We start from the raw sequence: 17,878 nt of genomic DNA, 5'->3' as shown, positions 1-17,878 counted from the left end.
CGCTGAGGGCCGAATGGCGGCGGCCTGCGGCGCGACAGGATGACGGCATGCGAAGGCACGGCCACCGAGTCGACCGTGCCCGTCACCCCGGCTGTGGGCTGACGCGCCGAGAGCGGACGCCCGCCCTCCCGCCCCGGCCGCCGAGCCGGGCCCGCTCACCTCGGCACGCCGGCCTTCGCACGCCGCGCGCCCGGACGCCCCCAGCTGCCCGGACGCCGCCAGCTACCCGCTGCCCTGCTGCCCTGCTGCCCTGCTGCCACAGCACGACCTCAGTCGGCGGCACCCTGCAAGCACCCTCGTCGGTCAGCCACCGCCCGACAAGAACCGCTGACCAGGGGCCCGCCTTCGCAGCCGGCCCCCGGCAACCGCACCTTCGAGCAAGCGGCCCGCACCAACCCTCGTCGGCCGAGGCCGAGCGCAGCGGCTATGCGTCGATGCGCGACCGGTCCAGCGTCGCCGCGGAGCTGGAGATGAACTCCTTGCGGGGCGCCACGTCGTTGCCCATCAGCAGGTCGAAGACCTGTTCGGCGGCCTCCAGGTCGGAGAGGTTGATGCGGCGCAGGGTGCGGTGGCGCGGGTCCATCGTGGTCTCGGCCAGCTGGTCGGCGTCCATCTCGCCCAGACCCTTGTAGCGCTGGATGGAGTCCTTGTACCGGACGCCCTTGCTCTGGAATTCCATGAGCTTGTCGCGCAGCTCGCGGTCGGAGTACGTGTAGACGTACTTGTCCTGCCCCTTCTTCGGCTGGATCAGCTCGATGCGGTGCAGCGGCGGCACGGCGGCGAAGACCCGGCCGGCCTCGACCATGGGCCGCATGTACCGCTGGAACAGCGTGAGCAGCAGGCAGCGGATGTGCGAGCCGTCCACGTCGGCGTCGGTCATCATGATGATCTTGCCGTAGCGGGCCTGATCGATGTCGAAGGTGCGGCCCGAGCCGGCCCCTATGACCTGGATGATCGCGCCGCACTCGGCGTTCTTGAGCATGTCGGTCACCGACGAGCGCTGCACGTTGAGGATCTTGCCGCGGATCGGCAGCAGCGCCTGGAATTCGGAGTTCCGCGCCAGCTTGGCCGTACCGAGCGCGGAGTCGCCCTCGACGATGAACAGCTCGCTGCGGTCGACGTCGTCGCTGCGGCAGTCGGCGAGCTTCGCCGGCAGGGACGAGGACTCCAGAGCGGTCTTCCGGCGCTGGGCGTCCTTGTGCTGGCGGGCCGCGACACGGGTACGGGCGGCGGCGACCACCTTCTCCATGACGACCCGGGCCTGTGCGGCGGCGTCACGCTTGGTCGCGGTCAGGAACGCCTTGAGTTCCTTGGTCACCACGTTGTTCACGATGCGGCGGGCCGCCGAGGTGCCGAGGACCTCCTTGGTCTGCCCCTCGAACTGCGGCTCGGCCAGGCGCACGGTGACGACGGCGGTGAGGCCCTCCAGGGCGTCGTCCTTGACGATGTTGTCCTCGGCCACCCGCAGCAGCTTCTTGGCCCGCAGCACATCGTTCATCGTCTGCGTGAGGGCCTGCTCGAAGCCGGCGACATGGGTGCCGCCCTTGGGCGTGGCGATGATGTTGACGAAGGACCGGACCGTGGTGTCGTAGCCCGTGCCCCAGCGCATCGCGACGTCGACGCCCAGCTCGCGGGTGACCTCGGTCGGGGTCATCTGCCCGTGCTCGTCCAGGACCGGGACGGTCTCCTTGAAGGTGCCGTGGCCCGAGAAGCGCAGGACGTCGCAGACCGGCCTGTCACCCGCCAGGTACTCACAGAACTCGCTGATGCCGCCGTCGAAGCGGAAGGACTCCTCGCCCTTGCTGCCGCCCTCACCGAGGCCGAACTCGTCGCGGACGACGATGGTCAGACCGGGTACCAGGAACGCGGTCTGCCGGGCGCGCTGGTGCAGGTTCTCCAGGGAGAGCTTGGCGTCCTTGAGGAAGATCTGCCGGTCGGCCCAGTAACGCACGCGCGTGCCGGTGCGCGTCTTGGGGATCTTCTTGGCCTTGCGCAGGCCGCTCTTCGCCTCGAACTTCGCCTCTGCGCTGTCCGTCGCGAAGACGCCCGGCACGCCGCGCCGGAAGCTGATCGCGTGCGTGTGGCCGCCACGGTCCACTTCGACGTCGAGACGGGCGGAGAGCGCGTTGACCACGGAGGCGCCGACGCCGTGCAGGCCGCCGGAGGCGGCGTAGGAGCCGCCGCCGAACTTGCCGCCCGCGTGGAGCTTGGTCATGACGACCTCGACGCCGGACAGGCCGGTCTTGGGCTCGACGTCGACGGGGATGCCGCGACCGTTGTCACGGACCTCCACGGAGCCGTCGTCGTGCAGGATGACCTCGATGTGGTCGCAGTAGCCGCCGAGGGCCTCGTCCACGGAGTTGTCGATGATCTCCCACAGGCAGTGCATCAGGCCGCGGCTGTCGGTCGAGCCGATGTACATGCCCGGTCGCTTGCGCACGGCTTCGAGGCCCTCGAGGACGAGCAGGTGCCGCGCGGTGTAGTTGGAACCGTCCCGGTCTGCTCCTGCCAGCAGCGCTGTGGACGGCACGGACGTATCGGCGGTCACGCGGTTCGCTCCTCGCTGAATTTCAGGTTGCCCCCTTCTGGGTAAGGGGGCGGCTTCGGTCGCCGCACAGAGGGTACCGAGCCCTGGTAGAGCCGGTGTAACGCCACCCTCGTCGAGAACTCACACTAGTCCACGCTCGCATATGCGTTCGATACCTCGATGGAGTGAAGTACACATCACGTTCCCTTCGAGGCATGAACCATTTAGGCTCCGGGCACGTCCTCATGAACAACCGGCAACCCCGCCGGGAGGACCGAGACAGCAAGACAGCGCGAACCCGTAAGCACACAAGAGACGCAATACGGCACATTCGCCGCCAACCGGCAGCAGACAGTCGCCCCGGAAAAATTTTTTCGAGGAAAAGCCACGAGCGGGAACGTTTTCGGGCTGGTTGGATGTTGACCCTGGTACGACAGCTCGTCGAGCTAGAGAAGAGGCGACGTGACTACTGTTCTGACCCCCGCGAGCCCGCTGACGGCCGCCGATCGCTGCGACCGCTGCGGCGCCCAGGCATACCTGCGCGTCGTCCTGCTCAGCGGCGGAGAGCTGCTCTTCTGCGCCCACCACGGTCGCAAGTTCGAGCCGGAACTCAAGAAGATCGCCGCTGAGATACAGGACGAGACGGAGCGGCTGACGACGTCCGCGCCGAACACCGCTTCCGACGAAGAACGCTGAATCTCGCACCACGACGAGCCAGCCCCGGCACAGGCCGGTGAACGGGCGGCCACTCCTCGCCAGGAGTGGCCGCCCGTGCTCATGCCCTCACACGCTCACGAGCGTGGGATCGGCCGCTTCTGGGACGCTGTGGCCGCCTCCAGGGTCCGTACGATCTCCGAGACGCGTGTGTAGACACCGGGGAATCCCGGCCGCCCGCAGCCGCTCCCCCAGGACACCAGGCCGATCAGCCGTCCCCCGGCCACCAGAGGCCCGCCGCTGTCCCCCTGGCAGCCGTCGGGGCCTCCGGCGGGCTCCCCGGCGCACAGCATCGTGGTGGCTCGGAAGGTGCCGTCGGGGCCGCCCGGGTAGGCGCGAGCGCACATGTCGTCGGGAAGTACGCGTACCCGTGCGGCGCGGAGCCGGCGCGCGTACGCCCCTCCGCCGGTCACGTCACCCCACCCGGACACCAGGGCCCGCGTGCCCGGCGCGTAGGCCGGGTCGTCCGCCCGTGCCATGGCCACGACCGCGTTGTGCGGCAGTGGCCTGCTGAGTGTGAGGACCGCGAAATCACCGGAGTTCGTCGTGATGTCGTACCGGGGATTGACCCGGATCTCCCGCACGGCGATCTCCTCGCCCTGCGCCGACAGCAGGTCCGTGCGGCCCGCGATGACCTTCAGGTCGGGTACACGGTCCGGCGGTGCCCCGAGGACGTCCTCGGCCAGGCAGTGGGCCGCGGTGAGCACCGTGGCGCGTTCGACGACCACGGCGCCGCAGAACTGACCCGCCCGCATACCTCCGAACCGGTCACGGCTGGCCAGTGCCACCGTCCAGGGGGCCTGGGAGACGTCTATCGGAAACCCTCCGACGACCACGCTGCCGGCGACGGCCGGGGCCGCGCCGACCAGAGGTATCGCGGTGGTGGCGGCCGCCAGGGCCAGCGGCCCGACCAGTGCCCGGGCAACGGTACGGCGCATGCAGGCTCCTCACTCCGGGTGCTCCTGGGACACCCAGAGTCATGCACCCGGCCGAAGTGCGCAGCACGAAGGCCCGGCTCCCGCGAGGGGAGGCGGGCCTTCGCCGTCGTGCGACCTCGACCTAGTCGAGGTAGTCGCGCAGCACCTGGGAACGGGACGGGTGGCGCAGCTTCGACATGGTCTTGGACTCGATCTGGCGGATGCGCTCACGCGTCACGCCGTACACCTTGCCGATCTCGTCGAGGGTCTTCGGCTGACCGTCGGTGAGACCGAAGCGCATGGAGACGACGCCGGCCTCGCGCTCGGACAGGGTGTCCAGAACGGAGTGCAGCTGCTCCTGGAGGAGCGTGAAGCTGACCGCGTCGGCGGGGACGACGGCCTCGGAGTCCTCGATGAGGTCACCGAACTCGCTGTCACCGTCCTCACCCAGCGGGGTGTGCAGCGAGATGGGCTCACGGCCGTACTTCTGGACCTCGATGACCTTCTCCGGGGTCATGTCGAGCTCCTTGGCCAGCTCCTCCGGGGTGGGCTCGCGGCCCAGGTCCTGGAGCATCTGGCGCTGCACGCGCGCGAGCTTGTTGATGACCTCGACCATGTGCACCGGGATACGGATGGTGCGGGCCTGGTCGGCCATGGCGCGGGTGATCGCCTGACGGATCCACCAGGTGGCGTACGTGGAGAACTTGTAGCCCTTGGTGTAGTCGAACTTCTCGACCGCGCGGATCAGACCGAGGTTGCCCTCCTGGATCAGGTCCAGGAAGAGCATGCCGCGGCCGGTGTAGCGCTTGGCCAGGGAGACCACCAGACGGAGGTTGGCCTCCAGAAGGTGGTTCTTGGCGCGGCGGCCGTCCTCGGCGATGATCTCCAGCTCGCGCTTCAGCTTCGGGGCGAGCTTATCGGAGTTCGCCAGCTTGTCCTCGGCGAACAGACCGGCCTCGATGCGCTTGGCGAGCTCGACCTCCTGCTCGGCGTTGAGCAGGGGGACCTTGCCGATCTGCTTCAGGTAGTCCTTGACCGGGTCGGCGGTGGCGCCGGCCGCGGCGACCTGCTGCGCGGGGGCGTCGTCCTCGTCCTCGTCGGACAGGACGAAGCCGGCGCTCTCGGTGCCCTCGGGCTCGTCGGCGACCTTGGTGTCCTCGAGAACCTCGTCCTCGAGAATCTCGACGTCGTCCTTCTTGGCGGTGGTCTTCTTGGCGGCCGTCTTCTTGGCGACGGTCTTCTTGGCGACTGCCTTCTTGGCGGTCGTCTTCTTGGCGGCGGCCTTCTTCGCGGGTGCGGCTTCCTCGGCGGAATCGGCTGCGGCCGGAGCGGCGGGCGCCGCGGGGGCGGCCGTCGTGGCGGTGGCCTTCCTGGTGGTCACCGTCTTCGCCGCGACCGTCTTGGTGGCGGTGCGCTTCGCCGGGCTCTTCGCTGCGACGCTCTTGCGGGTGCGCTTGGGCTCTGCGGCACTGACCATCAGCGTCACACCCTCTTCCTCAAGAATCTGGTTGAGGCTGCGCAGTACGTTCTTCCACTGAGTGGCCGGAATCTGGTCAGCTTCGAAGGCCCGACGCACATCGTCGCCGGCGATCTGCCCCTCAGCCTTTCCCCGCTCAATGAGCGCCATGACAGAGACGGACTCGGCGATCTCCGGCGGGAGCGTACGGGATGTGCTGGCCGACACGAACAACCTCTCGGAACGTTGGAAAACGGCTTCCGGCACCGTCCACTGCGGACAGGAGCCGACCACCGGCCTTGGGGATGGGCCGACGGCGCGGGCGGGGGCCGGGAAGATGCACAGCGCCTTGCATGGCGTCCGTATTCCCTCCGCGGCTGTCACCTCTTAGGTCATCGCGCTGTCTCCACCAGCGTTACGCCCAATCTGCGTGGCCCGAGTCACACCCCGTAAGCGGTCAAAAGCGGTCAGATGTGCACAGAAGACATCATCCGTGACCTCCGCCCCGGACGCGCGCTCGGCCACGGCCCCCGTCGCACCGCCGGACCCCGCCGGACTCCATTGAGGTCCGGCGGGGTCCGGCGACGGCCGGAACCCGGGTCCGGCGCCGCCCCGAGCACCACGAGGACGCCGCACACTGGCGACCGCACCGCGTCCCTCGCGGGGTCAGTGTTCGCGCGGGGCGGGCACCACACGCTCCACCTCAGGGTGGACTGTGAGCAGCTGGCGCATGGCCGTCTCCGCCGCCATGCCGTCGCCGGTGCCGAGCGCGTCGACGATCCGCGCGTGCTGCGCGAGGGCCGCCTCGTTCGGCCGGTCACAGCCCGTGACCGGGCCGCCGGACACCTGGAGGGCCGCCGAGACGATGCCGGACAGGTGCTCCAGCATGCGGTTGCCCGCGATCTGGATGAGGAGCGCGTGGAACTCCGTGTCGGCGCGCGAGTAGGTGAGCGCGTCACCCTGGGCCATCGCGTGGCTCATGATCTCGACCATGTCGCAGAGGCGCTGCTGCACCTCCTCGCGGCCGTGCCCCGCGGCGAGCCGGGCGGCGAGTGGCTCGATCGTCCAGCGCAGCTCGCTCAGCTCGCGGCGCTGGTCGTCGCGCTGGGGCCCGAAGGCCCGCCACTCGATGATGTCGGGATCGAGGAGGTTCCAGTCACTGACGGGACGCACGCGCGTGCCGACGTTCGGACGGGCGCTGACCAGGCCCTTTGCCTCGAGGACACGGAGGGACTCGCGGACGACGGTGCGGGAGACCTCGAAGCGCTGGCCGATCTCCTCCGGCACCAGCGGACGGTCGGCGCCCAGGTCGCCGGAGACGATCATCTGCCCCAGCTGCTGGACGAGTTGGCCGTGCAGTCCGCGGCCGCGGCTGCCCGCGGCCCGCCGGCCGACCCGGCCCAGCTCGGGGTCCCCGCCGTCCCAGACGGGCGCGCCGACGCGGTCGACCACGGGGGCCTCGGCGTAGGGGTAGCGGTCGAGTTCGCCCGGGCCGGCCAGACCTGAGTCTGCGGAGCGGGCGGCGGTCATCATGGTGTGCGCAAGGGTACTCACGGATCCTTTGTCGGCGTCGCTTCCAACTCCCTTGAGGTCTTTGGTGAAAAGCACACGAAAGGGTGATCGCTCACTCCGTCGCAATTGACGCCTTATCGGAAAGAAATGGGCTTTCTGCGGGGAGTTGTGCACACAGCGAGACCGGAACCGTAACCACGGGTGTCATCGGAACCTGGTGCGCAGCGCCGTGACCAGGTACGCGCAGAGCAGCCCCGCGAGCGACAACGCCAGTGCCCCGCCGACGGGTTGAGCGACGACACGCGCGGCTGCCAGCAGGTACCGCTCCCCGCCGAAGGGCCATTGCAGCAGGAAGACCTCCCGCATACGCACCGGGAAGTCGGCCGCCAACCGCACAGCCGGGCCTTGCAGCGCCTTGTGCACGAGAGGTACGACGAGGACGGGTACGGCGAGGACAGCGGCCAGTCCGGCCGTGGTGGACCGGAACACGCCGGCCGCCAGCACCCCCGCCCAGGCACAGCCGACGATCAGCCCGAACCAGCTCGCGGTGAGCGAGAGCCAGTCCGCGGGAACTTGTGTCAGCTCCCGCCCATAGACGATGTAGAGCGCCTCGGCGTCGCAGCCCAGGGTCAGGAAGGCGAGCAGCATCGCGGTGGCTCCGGAGACGAGCAGTTTCGCGGTGAGCAGCCCCAGCCGGCGGGGGACGGTGCCGCGGTCCGCCGCCAGGGCGGGGTGACGGAACTCGTCCCCGAAGGCCAGCGCACCGAGCAGCCCCGCCGCGAGCGCCGCGGGCGGCAGCGGCATCTCCCGCGGCCATGCCGCGAACAGCCGCGCCTGTGGCGTGTGGCCGATCCGCGCCAGGAGTACGGCGGTGAGCGCGGACACCAGGAGCACGGCACCGCAGGTGAGGAAGCCGGTGCCGATTCCGGTGGCGCGCCTGATCTCGTAGCGGAGAGGGCGGAGGGGGGTGGTGGCCGGGCGGACGGAGATCGGAGGCGGGAGCGGGGAGAGGGCGACGGGTGTGCGGACGCCGTCGGGACGGGCGGCGCGGGCGGCCTGCGGCTGCCGGGCGCCGGGGTTCCTGGCTCCGGGGAGGAGAGTGCGGGTGCCGATCATGGTCGTGGTGGAGGTGCTCTTGCTGCCGGTCTGCGGATCGGGGGTCGTCGTGACTCCTCCGAGACCGGCGTCCGGAGTGGTCGTCGAGTCGGCGGACCGGCCGCCGACGGCTCTCGTGGGCAGCTCGCCGGAGCCACCACCGGACGTGCCCTTCTCGCCGGATGCGGTGCCGCCGGCCGTGCCGTCGGTCGGCGAGGCGTCGGGCTGCGCTGCGCGGTGGGCCGGAGCGGCGGAGAGGGCCTCCGTGGGGTCCGGAACGGGTCGCCGGCCGACGTCGGGCACCGATCCTTGACGGAGGGCATGGCCGGATGTGGACGGGTCGCCGTCGGCGGTTCGCACCCGCTCGCCCGCCGGACGGCCGGACGGCGCCCGCCCCTCATCGGCCGGGGAAGAGCCGGCCGCGGCCCGCTCCCCCTCCGGCGCCGACGGGTCCGCCGGGATGTGCTTCCGCGGTCCGGACGGGTGACCGGAGGCGGTGGCGTCCGCCGACGAGGGTCCGGACGCCGTGCCCGGCTCCAGGGCGGACGGGTCGCGGTCCACACCCGCCTCGGCCGCTGTCGGTTCCGGTGCCGTGGCCCCCGCTTCCGTCACCGACTGAGCGGTGCGCGGCTCCGCCAACGGCAAGCCGGGCGTCGCGGCCTCCTGCGACAGCGCCGACCTCGCGTGTTCCGGCAGCGTCGGCACCTTGTCCGCGGCTCGGCCCGAGTCTTCGGGCGAGCGGTCGGGCGCGGCCGGGCCGGACTCCAGCGGGGAAAACGGGGCGGAGTCCGGCGCAGAGAAGCCGTTCACGGCACTTTTGCGCCCCCACCACGAACGGCCTGCCGAGTCCTGCTCCCACCCCCGGGAGACGACAGGCGCCGCTGTGTCCCGCTCCGCCGGCCGGGCCTCCCGCTGCCCCGACGGCGAGTCGGCGACGGCCTGCTGGGACTCGGCGGGGCATGCCGTGCCATCACCCTCGCCGCCAGCACCCGGCCCCATGTCGCCGATCTCGTCCGCCAGTTGATGGACCAGGATGCCGTGGCGGAACGCGATCTCGCCGACGTCGGCGGTCGTGGTGCCGTACACCGAGAGGCGGTTGCCGCCCTCGCGTACGACCTCGACGGAGCGGCGGGCTGTGCGGGCGTCCTTGCTGAGCAGGGCCGCGAGGCGTGCGGCGTGGGGGCTGCGGACGGCCACGCGCGGGCGCAGCCGGGTACGGGCGAACTCCTTGGCCTCCTGGTCGGCGACGAGTCTGCCGCCGTCGAGCGTGACGACCCGGTCGGCGGTACGTGCGGCCTCCTTGGTGTCGGCCGTGGTGAACAGCACCGTGCCGCCCTGGGTGGCGTGGGCCCGCAGCATGCTGTGCAACCACTGGGCCTCACGGGCGGAAAGGCCATCGGCGGGTTCGTCCAGGACGAGCGTGTGCGGGTCGGGCAGCAGGGCGCAGGCCAGTCCGAGCCTGCGGTCCATGGCGCGCGACAGGGTGCCGAGGCGCTCGTCGCGGAGGCTGACGAGCCCGACCACTTCGAGGACTTCGTCGGCGCGCCGCGCGGGAACTCCGGAGGCCGCGCAGAGCATGCGCAGATGGCCGCGGACCGTGCGGGCCGGGTGGCCCGGTACGTCGCCGAGGAGTACGCCGACTTCCCTCGACGGGTGGGCGATCCGGTGCAGGGGCCGCCCCCTGAAGTAGGTGATGCCGCGCCCAGGCTGAAGCTCGAGCATGAGTCTGAGCGCCGTCGTCTTGCCCGCGTCGGCGCCGCCGAGGAGCGCGGTGACATGCCCGGCCCGCGCTTCGAAGGTGAGGTCGTCGATGGCGGGCGGGTGCGCCTTGCGGGGATTGCTGGTCAGTCCGAAGGCCTGGATCACCCGAAGCAAGATAGCGCGACATGTCCGGTTTTCCGGGTATAAGGAGTCTTGCGCGGATATGCCGCGGTGGCTTAGCCCGCTTGTGTCCGCCGTTCGATGGAACCGGGGGCTCGGGCGGCCGGTGCGCCGGGCGTCCGACGGTCCCGCCGCCCCCGGGTCACACCTCGGGTCGCAGCATCGGCGGGTTGAGCAGCGTGGCGCCGCCGGCCCGGAAGAGCTGGGCCGGCCGGCCGCCCTGGCGGGTGGTCGTCCCTCCCGTGGGGACGAGGAATCCGGGGGTCCCGGTGACCTTGCGGTGGAAGTTGCGCGGGTCGAGGGCCACGCCCCACACCGCCTCGTACACCCGGCGCAGCTCTCCGACCGTGAACTCCGGCGGGCAGAAGGCGGTGGCGAGCGACGAGTACTCGATCTTGGAGCGGGCGCGTTCCACACCGTCGGCGAGGATCTGGGCGTGGTCGAAGGCGAGCGGCGCCACGGGCTCCCCGTCGCGGCCGTAACCGCCCTGCTGGAGGAGTTCCTCGACCGGGGCCCAGCGCGCGTTGCTGGCGTCGCCTCCTGCGCGTGGAGCGGGCAGGTCGGGTGCGAGCGCGAGATGCGCAACGCTGACCACGCGCATGCGCGGGTCCCGCTCGGGGTCGCCGTAGGTGGCGAGCTGCTCCAGGTGGGCTCCGTTGTCCTGAGCCGGCGCCGAAGGCTCGTGGGCGCACAGCCCGGTCTCCTCGGCCAGCTCGCGCGCCGCCGCCTGGGAAAGGTCCTCATCGGCCCGTACGAACCCGCCGGGCAGTGCCCAGCGCCCCTGGAAAGGCGGCTCACCCCTGCGTACCGCCAGCGCGCACAGGGCATGGCGGCGCACGGTCAGCACGACCAGGTCCACGGTGACGGCGAAAGGCGGGAACGCTGACGGGTCGTAGGGCATGCCGCGATCATAGTCGTCTGCCTGACGATAAACACTCCCATCGTGAGCCGCATCCGTGCTGGTTCCGCTTCACTCCCCTGTGGGGCGCAGGGGTCGGCTCCCGTCCGCCGATCCGATGATGTCCTACGAGGTCACGCTGCCCTTCCGGGAGATCACACTCCGAGTTGCAGTCCTTCCGCCGCCTCCTCCACCATGGCGAGTCCCAGTCGGCTGATCCGCACGGCGAAGGGGGCGCCCGCGATGCGCAGTCCGCTGAGGCCCAGTTCGCCGAGTGGAGCGCTCCGCACCGGGCGCAGAGTGACCGCGCGGGCCGGGGCGTCGGGGCGGATCCCCGCGAGCGCGGTGAGCAGCAGGACCACGGATGCGGCTGCGGTGGCGGCCGGCCGGCAGGCCGCGGGGTGCGGGAGCGGCGCGGTGCCGGCGGCGCGCTGTTCGCCGGCGTACATCTCGGGCAGCCGACGGTCGAAGTGTTCCGCCGCTTCCAGCAGCCCTGTCAGCAGGCCGGAGGCTTCCTTCTCGTAGCCTGCCGCGGCCAGTCCGGCGACCGCGACTGCGGTCTCCTGGACCCGCACGGCTCCGGTCCGGTGCCCGAACGGGTTGTATCCCGCCTCTTTGGTGCCGAGGCCGCGCAGTCCCCAGCCCGCGTCCATGGCGGGGGTGCCGAGCAGCCGGGCGAGGTGTTCGGTGTGCACCTTGTCGAGCAGGCCCGGGGCGAGGCGGCCGGCATCGAGCAGTCCGGTGTCGAGGAGGTGGACGGCGGTGGCAGCCAGATGGGGCAGGGGTCGACCGTCCGGTGCCAGGGCTGCGGCCGGGCGTCCGCCGCCGCGGTCCTCCACCCAGAAGTCGGCCCGGAACTCCGTCCGCAGTGTCTGCGCCCACTGCCGTAACTCCGTGGCGCCCGGTCTGTCATAGGCGTCGAGGAGATCGGCACCGAGCAGGGCGGCGCGATGCGCGTGGGCCTGGGTCTCGCAGCGGGCCGGTCCCGAGGGGTGCGGGTCGGGGACGTAGGTGCCCTCGCCGACGGTGGTCCGCAGCCAGGTCAGGCAGCGCTCGGCCGCGGGCAGCAGTTCCTGTGTCTCCTGTTCGGGAAGCCCCCACCGGCGGGCTTCGGCGAGCAGGACGGGGAAGAGCAGGGTGGCCTCCGTTCCCGTACAGCTCGGCGGGAGGTGCGGCCCGGCGTCGCGTCGCGGGCCGGGGATCGTGCCGGCCCGGGGACCGGTGCCCGGGAGTTGGGTGCGGGCCAGGGAGCGCAGCGTCCCTGCGGCCAGCCGGGTGCCCAGCGGCAGCGTCATGCGGGCGGCGGCGAGGGCTTCGGCCGGGGCCATTCCGCAGCGCCAGGGAGCGCCGGCCGCGAGGTAGGTGTCGGAGGGATGTGCGGGGTCGCGCAGGAGCAGCGCCTGGAGGTCGGCGATGGCCGCGTGCAGCAGAGGGGCCACCCGGGGGTCGTCGCCCGCCGCCCGGGCGGGGGCGAGAGGACTGGTGGCGGCGTGTCCCACGGCCCGCAAGGGGCCTGCGCCTGCCGGTCGTACCCGCAGTTCCACGGTTGCCGCCCCGCCCGGTGGCAGGTCCAGTTCCCAGCGCAGCAGTCCGGCGGATGCCAGGGCGTCGGAGGGCGGTGGGTCGGCGGTGACGCAGGCGGCGGCGTCGGCCGTGGCCCAGCGCAGTCCCGAGTCGTGGACACTCGCCGGGAGTTCGGGGCCAGCCGCACCGGCGGCGATGGCACCGAGCTCCGCCAGGTCGGTGCCGAGGGCGACCTCGACGGGCAGGCGCAGCGGACGCAGGGCGGCGTTGCGGAGCGTGATCCGTTCGGTTCCGTCGGCGTGACGGATTCGTTCGACCACGACATCCGGGTCGGGGCCGGCAGCTGGGGAAGCGCGCAGTGTCCCCACGAAGCGGGCGCTGTCGGCTCCGGTCATCCTGGCCTGTAGCGGCAGCGGTTCGCGGCCGGCCACCCGGACCTGGCACCGGGAGAGCAGACGCCTGCCGCCTCGGTAGAAGCCGTCCAGTCCCCGGCCTGTCAGTTGTCCCAGCTCGCCGCAGACGGCGAGGCCGGGCAGGGCCACACAGATCAGCGCGGCGTGCGTGGGCGGCAGCCCGGGCGCCGGCCGGCCGGCCGAGGCGGTGCGTGGCGGGGCCGTGGCGGGTCGGCGAGGCCGGGCGGGGGCCGGGGAAGGGTGGCCGCCCTGGGTGGCCGGGGACTGGGAGCGCAGGTCGGCGGACCCCGGCACCGGCAGGTCGGTGGTCTTCGGCGTGCGGGGGCCGGCATCGTCGGCCGGGAACGGGTCGAGCCTGCTCCGGGGCGGACGCCGGCCTGCCGCGGAGGGCGGAGTCGGCTGTTGGTGCATGGGGTGGCTTCTTCTGCTCTCGGTGCGCCTAGGGCGTGCCGGGCGCCTGGTGGGCCGTCCCGGGGGACGGGGGAAGTACGGCGGCATGGCCGGTCCAGGCATTCCGCCACTCAGGTGAACGCAAGGGAGCTCGTCCGGGTCACGGCTTCCCTCGGCGAAGCCGACCGAATGGCTGCGCGACTGACCGCGGGGATGACTGTCGGGGCGCTTTTCGGCCGGCGCCGCCATCGGTGGCACGGCGGGCTCACATGCAGCCGCGGCAGGCTCCGGCGTCGCGGCCGGCGGGCCGGGCTCGCCGGGCCGGCGCTCGGACCCCGCCAGTCGCCCTCCGGACCGCCCCAGGCGCGGGCTCCGGCGGCGTGCGGGCATGCCCACGGTCTCCGCCAGCGCATGGCCGGCCGCCGCGCCGAGGGTCGCTGTCTGCCCGGCCTCACAACGGCGGACGGCGCTCATCCGTCCCCCTCGGGCTGCCGGCCCCCGCTCTCCGGCCTGGCGCCACCGGTCGTGGCGTCACCGGAGCCCGCCGCACGCGTGCGTGTGGTGCTCGGGCCGCGGGTGCCGGGCCGGGCGGCTTCGGCGGCGGACGCTCGGGGCCGGGAGTCGGCCGGCCTCCGTCGGCCTCCTTGCGCCGTGGCGGTGTGGCGGCCGTCGGCGCTGTCCGCGGATCGCGCACGGCGCCGTCGCCGTGTGCGCGTCCGCGAGCCGGGCTCGGCATCCGGGTCGTCCGCCTGGGCGTCGGCTCCGGATGCCGGTGACAGGGGCTGCGGGGACTCGGGGAGAGCGGTCTGCGGTGCCCGGTCCGCTTGTTCCGTGGTCTCGGCCGGCGTACGCCCCACCCTCTCCGCGCGCAGACAGCGGCGGACCGCCTCGGGGTCGAGTCCTTCGTTGCACGCCTGGTGCAGCAGACGGGCGAAGAGATAGTCGGGGTCCGCACCCAGCGCCATGGCCAGTGCCTCCCGCGCCTCCAACTCGTCACCTGTGGACCAGGCGACCCAGCCGGCGAGGGTCAGCGGTGCGGCAGCGTGCTCGCCGTAGGGCCCGACACAGCGGCGGGCCAGGGCGCGCCAGAGCCGGAGCGCCGGGGCTGCCTCGTCCCCCTCCATCCAGGCGGCGGCCTGGTCACGGGTGGTGCGGTCCTGGAGCCCGAGGACGAGCGCCGCCGCCTCGTCGTCTCCGAGGAGGTCGTCGTCGCGTACGTCGGCCGGATGCGTGCCGGACACGGGTGCCGCTGCGGCGAAGCGGCGGATGACCCGCTCGGCGAGGCCGAGGGTTTCCTTCGCGACGTCCTGGCGGGTCGACTCGTCCAGGATGCGTGGCACCAGGGTCATGCCGGCCGCGTCCAGTGCGATCTCCTGTTCCAGCGCCGCGCTCGTCTCCCAGGGCTGCAACCTGGCGCGCAACTCCCGCAGGGTGCCGCGCACCTGGATGCCGGCGTACGTGGCCGCCGCGGCCAGGACGGAGGTGCCGGGGATGCCCATCGGCGAGCCGTCCTCGGGGCAGCAGCCCTTGACCGGGCAGCAGTACGACCAGAAGCGGCCGTCCGAGATGCACAGGGCCTCGATGACCGGCACGTCGAGGTTGCCGCACTCGGTGCGCATCAGGTGGGCCAGCCTCTCGAGCCGGTGTTTGACGTCCCGGCCGGACTCTCCGGGGCCCGGCTCCTGGCACACGTAGGCGACCATCCGCTCGGGCCGGGCACCGCGTCGCTCGCTGCCGGTCACCAGCCCGCGGGCCAGCTGCCGGGCGGCGGCCTCCCAGTCATCCTCGTTTGCGGGGATGCCGAGGCGGGCCCGGCCGCCGAACCTGCCGCGGCCTGCGCGGTCGTTCAGCGCGACGAGCACCATGCTGTCCTCCGGGCGGTAGCCGAGCAGATAGGGCAGGGCATCGGCGAGCTCGGCCGGGGTGCGCAGAGTGACCTGTGTGGCGTGCTCGGTCGGTCCGGCCGACGGCTCCCGGCGCGAGATGTCGTTGTCTTCGAAGGGTCCGGTGGTTCCGCTGTGGTTCGTCATGCGCCGACGATCTCGCGGATCTTGAGATTCCGGTTGGGCCTGTGGATAAGTCGAATCAGGGACACGACAAGGTCGTCTCGTTGTCCACAGCCCCGGGCCGGGCCCGCCCGGTTGTCGGTCCCGTCCTGTTGTATGGAACGCATGGAGCACACGAGCAACGCGGATCTCCGGGCACAGGCCGACACCGTCCTCGCCCGGCTCGTCGGGGATGACACGGGCGCCGCCCGGCTGCGCGAGGACCAGTGGCGGGCGATCGAGGCACTGGTCGCCGAGCGACGCCGGGCCCTGGTCGTCCAGCGCACGGGGTGGGGCAAGTCCGCGGTGTACTTCGTGGCCACTTCGCTCCTGCGCGCCGGAGGAAGCGGGCCCACGGTGATCGTCTCGCCGCTGCTCGCGCTCATGCGCAACCAGGTGGAGGCCGCGGCCAGGGCCGGTATCCACGCCCGGACCATCAACTCCGCGAACACCGAGGAGTGGGAGACCGTACAGACCGAGATCGCGGCGGGCGACGTGGACGTGCTGCTCGTCTCGCCGGAGCGGCTGAACAACCCCGACTTCCGCGACCAGGTCCTGCCCAAGCTGTCCGCGGCCACCGGCCTGCTGGTCGTGGACGAGGCGCACTGCATCTCCGACTGGGGCCACGACTTCCGCCCCGACTACCGCCGGCTGCGCACCATGCTGGGCGAGCTCCCGCCCGGCGTCCCCGTGCTGGCCACCACTGCCACGGCCAACGCACGGGTGACCGCGGACGTCGCCGAGCAGCTCGGCACGGGCAGCGCATCCGACGCGCTGGTGCTGCGCGGGCCGCTGGACCGGGAGAGTCTGAGCCTCGGCGTGCTGCGGCTCCCGGACGCCGCGCACCGGATGGCCTGGCTCGCCGACCACCTCGACGAGCTGCCGGGCTCCGGCATCGTCTACACGCTCACCGTCGCCGCCGCCGAGGAGGTCACCACCTTCCTGCGGCAGCGCGGGCACACCGTCGCCTCGTACACGGGCAAGACGGAGAACGCCGAACGGCAGCAGGCCGAGGACGACCTGCTCGCCAATCGTGTCAAGGCCCTGGTCGCCACCTCCGCGCTCGGCATGGGATTCGACAAGCCGGACCTCGGTTTCGTGGTCCATCTCGGCTCTCCCTCCTCCCCCATCGCCTACTACCAGCAGGTGGGCCGGGCCGGCCGTGGGGTCGCACACGCCGAGGTGCTGCTGCTCCCGGGCAAGGAGGACGAGGCGATCTGGGAGTACTTCGCATCGCTGGCCTTCCCCTCCGAAGACCTGGTCCGGCGCACCCTCGACGTCCTCGCCCGGGCGGACGGGCCCCTGTCGCTGCCCGCCCTGGAGCCGCTGGTCGAGCTGCGCCGCTCACGCCTGGAGACGATGCTGAAGGTCCTCGACGTGGACGGAGCGGTGCGGCGGGTCAAGGGCGGCTGGATCGCGACCGGACGGCCGTGGTCGTACGACGCCGAGCGCTACGCGTGGGTGGCCCGGCAGCGTGCCACCGAGCAGCAGGCGATGCGTGAGTACGCGACGACCACCGAGTGCCGGATGGAGTTCCTTCAGCGCCAGCTGGACGACGAGGGCGCCAAACCCTGTGGCCGCTGCGACAACTGCGCGGGACCGCGTTTCACCGCCGGCCTGTCCACGGCGGCCCTGGACGCCGCGCGGAGCGACCTGGGCCGGGCCGGGGTGGAAGTGGAACCCCGCCGGATGTGGCCGACCGGCCTCCCGGCCATCGGCATCGCCCTCAAGGGACGCATCCCCGCCGGGGAACAGGCCGCACCGGGTCGGGCGCTGGGGCGTCTGTCGGACATCGGCTGGGGCAACCGGCTGCGTCCGCTGCTCGCACCCCAGGCGCCGGACGCCGCTGTGCCGGACGACGTGGCGCGAGCCGTGGTCGACGTGCTGGCCGACTGGGCCCGAGGCCCCGGCGGCTGGGCCTCCGGCGCGTCTGACGCCCCGCCCCGGCCGGTGGGTGTGGTGACCGTCACCTCGCGCAGCCGGCCCCGGCTGATCCACTCCCTGGGCGCTCGGATCGCCGAGGTCGGCAGACTGCCCCTGCTCGGCTCGGTGGAGTACGCCGGGGACGCACCCCGGCTGCCGCGGAGCAACAGCGCGCAGCGGCTGAAGGCTCTCGACGGCATGTTGACCGTGCCGCCCGCCCTGGCGTCGGCACTCGCCGAGGCGCACGGTCCGGTGCTGCTGGTCGACGACTTCACGGAGACGGGCTGGACCCTGGCGATGGCGGCCCGCCTGCTCAGAAAGTCCGGCGCGCAGGCCGTGTTGCCGCTGGTCCTCGCCGTGCAGGGATGACCGGAGCAGGGCCGCCGGTCACCGTCCGGGGGTGACCGGGCGTCCGCTCACGACAGCCCGCGGCACCGTGAGCGAACGCCTCAGGCATCACCGGCCGAACACTTGGGTAGGGATATAAGCCACGCACCGCCAGATAACAGTCGGTGGTCCCAATTGCTCGTTGCCGCATCCAAGTTCGACAGGAAGAATTGAGGTCCGCTACCCGCACAGCTCG

The 17,878-nt window shown here is 72.2% G+C and carries 10 protein-coding genes; 2 read left to right on the top strand and 8 right to left on the bottom strand.

Features of this window, described 5'->3' with window-relative positions:
* Positions 1 to 424 precede the first annotated feature (424 nt).
* Positions 425 to 2,548 carry a DNA gyrase/topoisomerase IV subunit B gene (locus ACZ7DL_RS07520; protein WP_470772200.1) on the bottom strand — a complete coding sequence of 708 codons (2,124 nt, stop codon included), beginning with the start codon at positions 2,546 to 2,548 and terminating at the stop codon, positions 425 to 427.
* Positions 2,549 to 2,989: 441 nt separating this feature from the next.
* Between ACZ7DL_RS07520 and ACZ7DL_RS07515 the strand changes: the two genes are divergently transcribed.
* Positions 2,990 to 3,223, top strand: a complete 234-nt coding sequence (locus tag ACZ7DL_RS07515; protein ID WP_470772198.1) for a DUF7455 domain-containing protein — start codon at positions 2,990 to 2,992, stop codon at positions 3,221 to 3,223.
* 95 nt (positions 3,224 to 3,318) lie between these two features.
* On the opposite strand, the gene ACZ7DL_RS07510 is transcribed toward ACZ7DL_RS07515, so the two are convergent.
* The 7 genes from ACZ7DL_RS07510 to ACZ7DL_RS07480 form a co-directional block, all read right to left on the bottom strand.
* The gene (locus ACZ7DL_RS07510) at positions 3,319 to 4,179 is read right to left on the bottom strand and encodes a serine protease (RefSeq protein ID WP_470772196.1); all 861 of its coding nucleotides are present in this window, start codon (positions 4,177 to 4,179) and stop codon (positions 3,319 to 3,321) included.
* 121 nt (positions 4,180 to 4,300) lie between these two features.
* Positions 4,301 to 5,842 (bottom strand): RNA polymerase sigma factor, encoded by a 1,542-nt coding sequence (locus ACZ7DL_RS07505; RefSeq protein ID WP_470772194.1) that lies wholly within the window; start codon positions 5,840 to 5,842, stop codon positions 4,301 to 4,303.
* 438 nt (positions 5,843 to 6,280) lie between these two features.
* The gene (locus tag ACZ7DL_RS07500) at positions 6,281 to 7,168 is read right to left on the bottom strand and encodes a FadR/GntR family transcriptional regulator (RefSeq protein ID WP_470772192.1); all 888 of its coding nucleotides are present in this window, start codon (positions 7,166 to 7,168) and stop codon (positions 6,281 to 6,283) included.
* Between the two features lie 162 nt (positions 7,169 to 7,330).
* Positions 7,331 to 10,087: an ABC transporter ATP-binding protein gene (locus ACZ7DL_RS07495; RefSeq protein ID WP_470772191.1), complete on the bottom strand. Its 2,757-nt coding sequence runs from the start codon at positions 10,085 to 10,087 to the stop codon at positions 7,331 to 7,333.
* A gap of 157 nt (positions 10,088 to 10,244) precedes the next feature.
* Entirely contained in the window at positions 10,245 to 11,003 is a 759-nt protein-coding gene (locus ACZ7DL_RS07490) for an NUDIX hydrolase (RefSeq protein ID WP_470772189.1), read from the bottom strand.
* Positions 11,004 to 11,155: 152 nt separating this feature from the next.
* A complete protein-coding gene (locus ACZ7DL_RS07485; protein ID WP_470772187.1) occupies positions 11,156 to 13,348 on the bottom strand; it encodes a glycogen debranching N-terminal domain-containing protein in 2,193 nt (730 codons plus the stop codon).
* A 449-nt stretch (positions 13,349 to 13,797) separates the two neighbouring features.
* Entirely contained in the window at positions 13,798 to 15,357 is a 1,560-nt protein-coding gene (locus tag ACZ7DL_RS07480) for a DUF4192 domain-containing protein (protein ID WP_470772185.1), read from the bottom strand.
* Positions 15,358 to 15,498: 141 nt separating this feature from the next.
* On the opposite strand from ACZ7DL_RS07480, the gene ACZ7DL_RS07475 reads away from it, so the two are divergent.
* On the top strand, positions 15,499 to 17,664 hold the full coding sequence (locus tag ACZ7DL_RS07475; protein WP_470772183.1) for a RecQ family ATP-dependent DNA helicase: 2,166 nt from the start codon (positions 15,499 to 15,501) through the stop codon (positions 17,662 to 17,664).
* The last annotated feature ends 214 nt before the right edge of the window (positions 17,665 to 17,878 follow it).

It is taken from the genome of Streptomyces sp. NPDC036984 (genome assembly GCF_055607665.1).
The sequence above is the reverse complement of the archived record's forward strand: the minus strand, read 5'-3'. Positions and strand labels throughout refer to the sequence as shown.

Coding starts and splice junctions, on each gene's coding strand:
- ACZ7DL_RS07510 (WP_470772196.1), bottom strand. CDS start 4,179: ATGCGCCGTACCGTTGCCCGGGCACTGGTCGGGCCGCTGGCCCTGGCG.
- ACZ7DL_RS07490 (WP_470772189.1), bottom strand. CDS start 11,003: ATGCCCTACGACCCGTCAGCGTTCCCGCCTTTCGCCGTCACCGTGGAC.
- ACZ7DL_RS07485 (WP_470772187.1), bottom strand. CDS start 13,348: ATGCACCAACAGCCGACTCCGCCCTCCGCGGCAGGCCGGCGTCCGCCC.
- ACZ7DL_RS07480 (WP_470772185.1), bottom strand. CDS start 15,357: ATGACGAACCACAGCGGAACCACCGGACCCTTCGAAGACAACGACATC.
- ACZ7DL_RS07475 (WP_470772183.1), top strand. CDS start 15,499: ATGGAGCACACGAGCAACGCGGATCTCCGGGCACAGGCCGACACCGTC.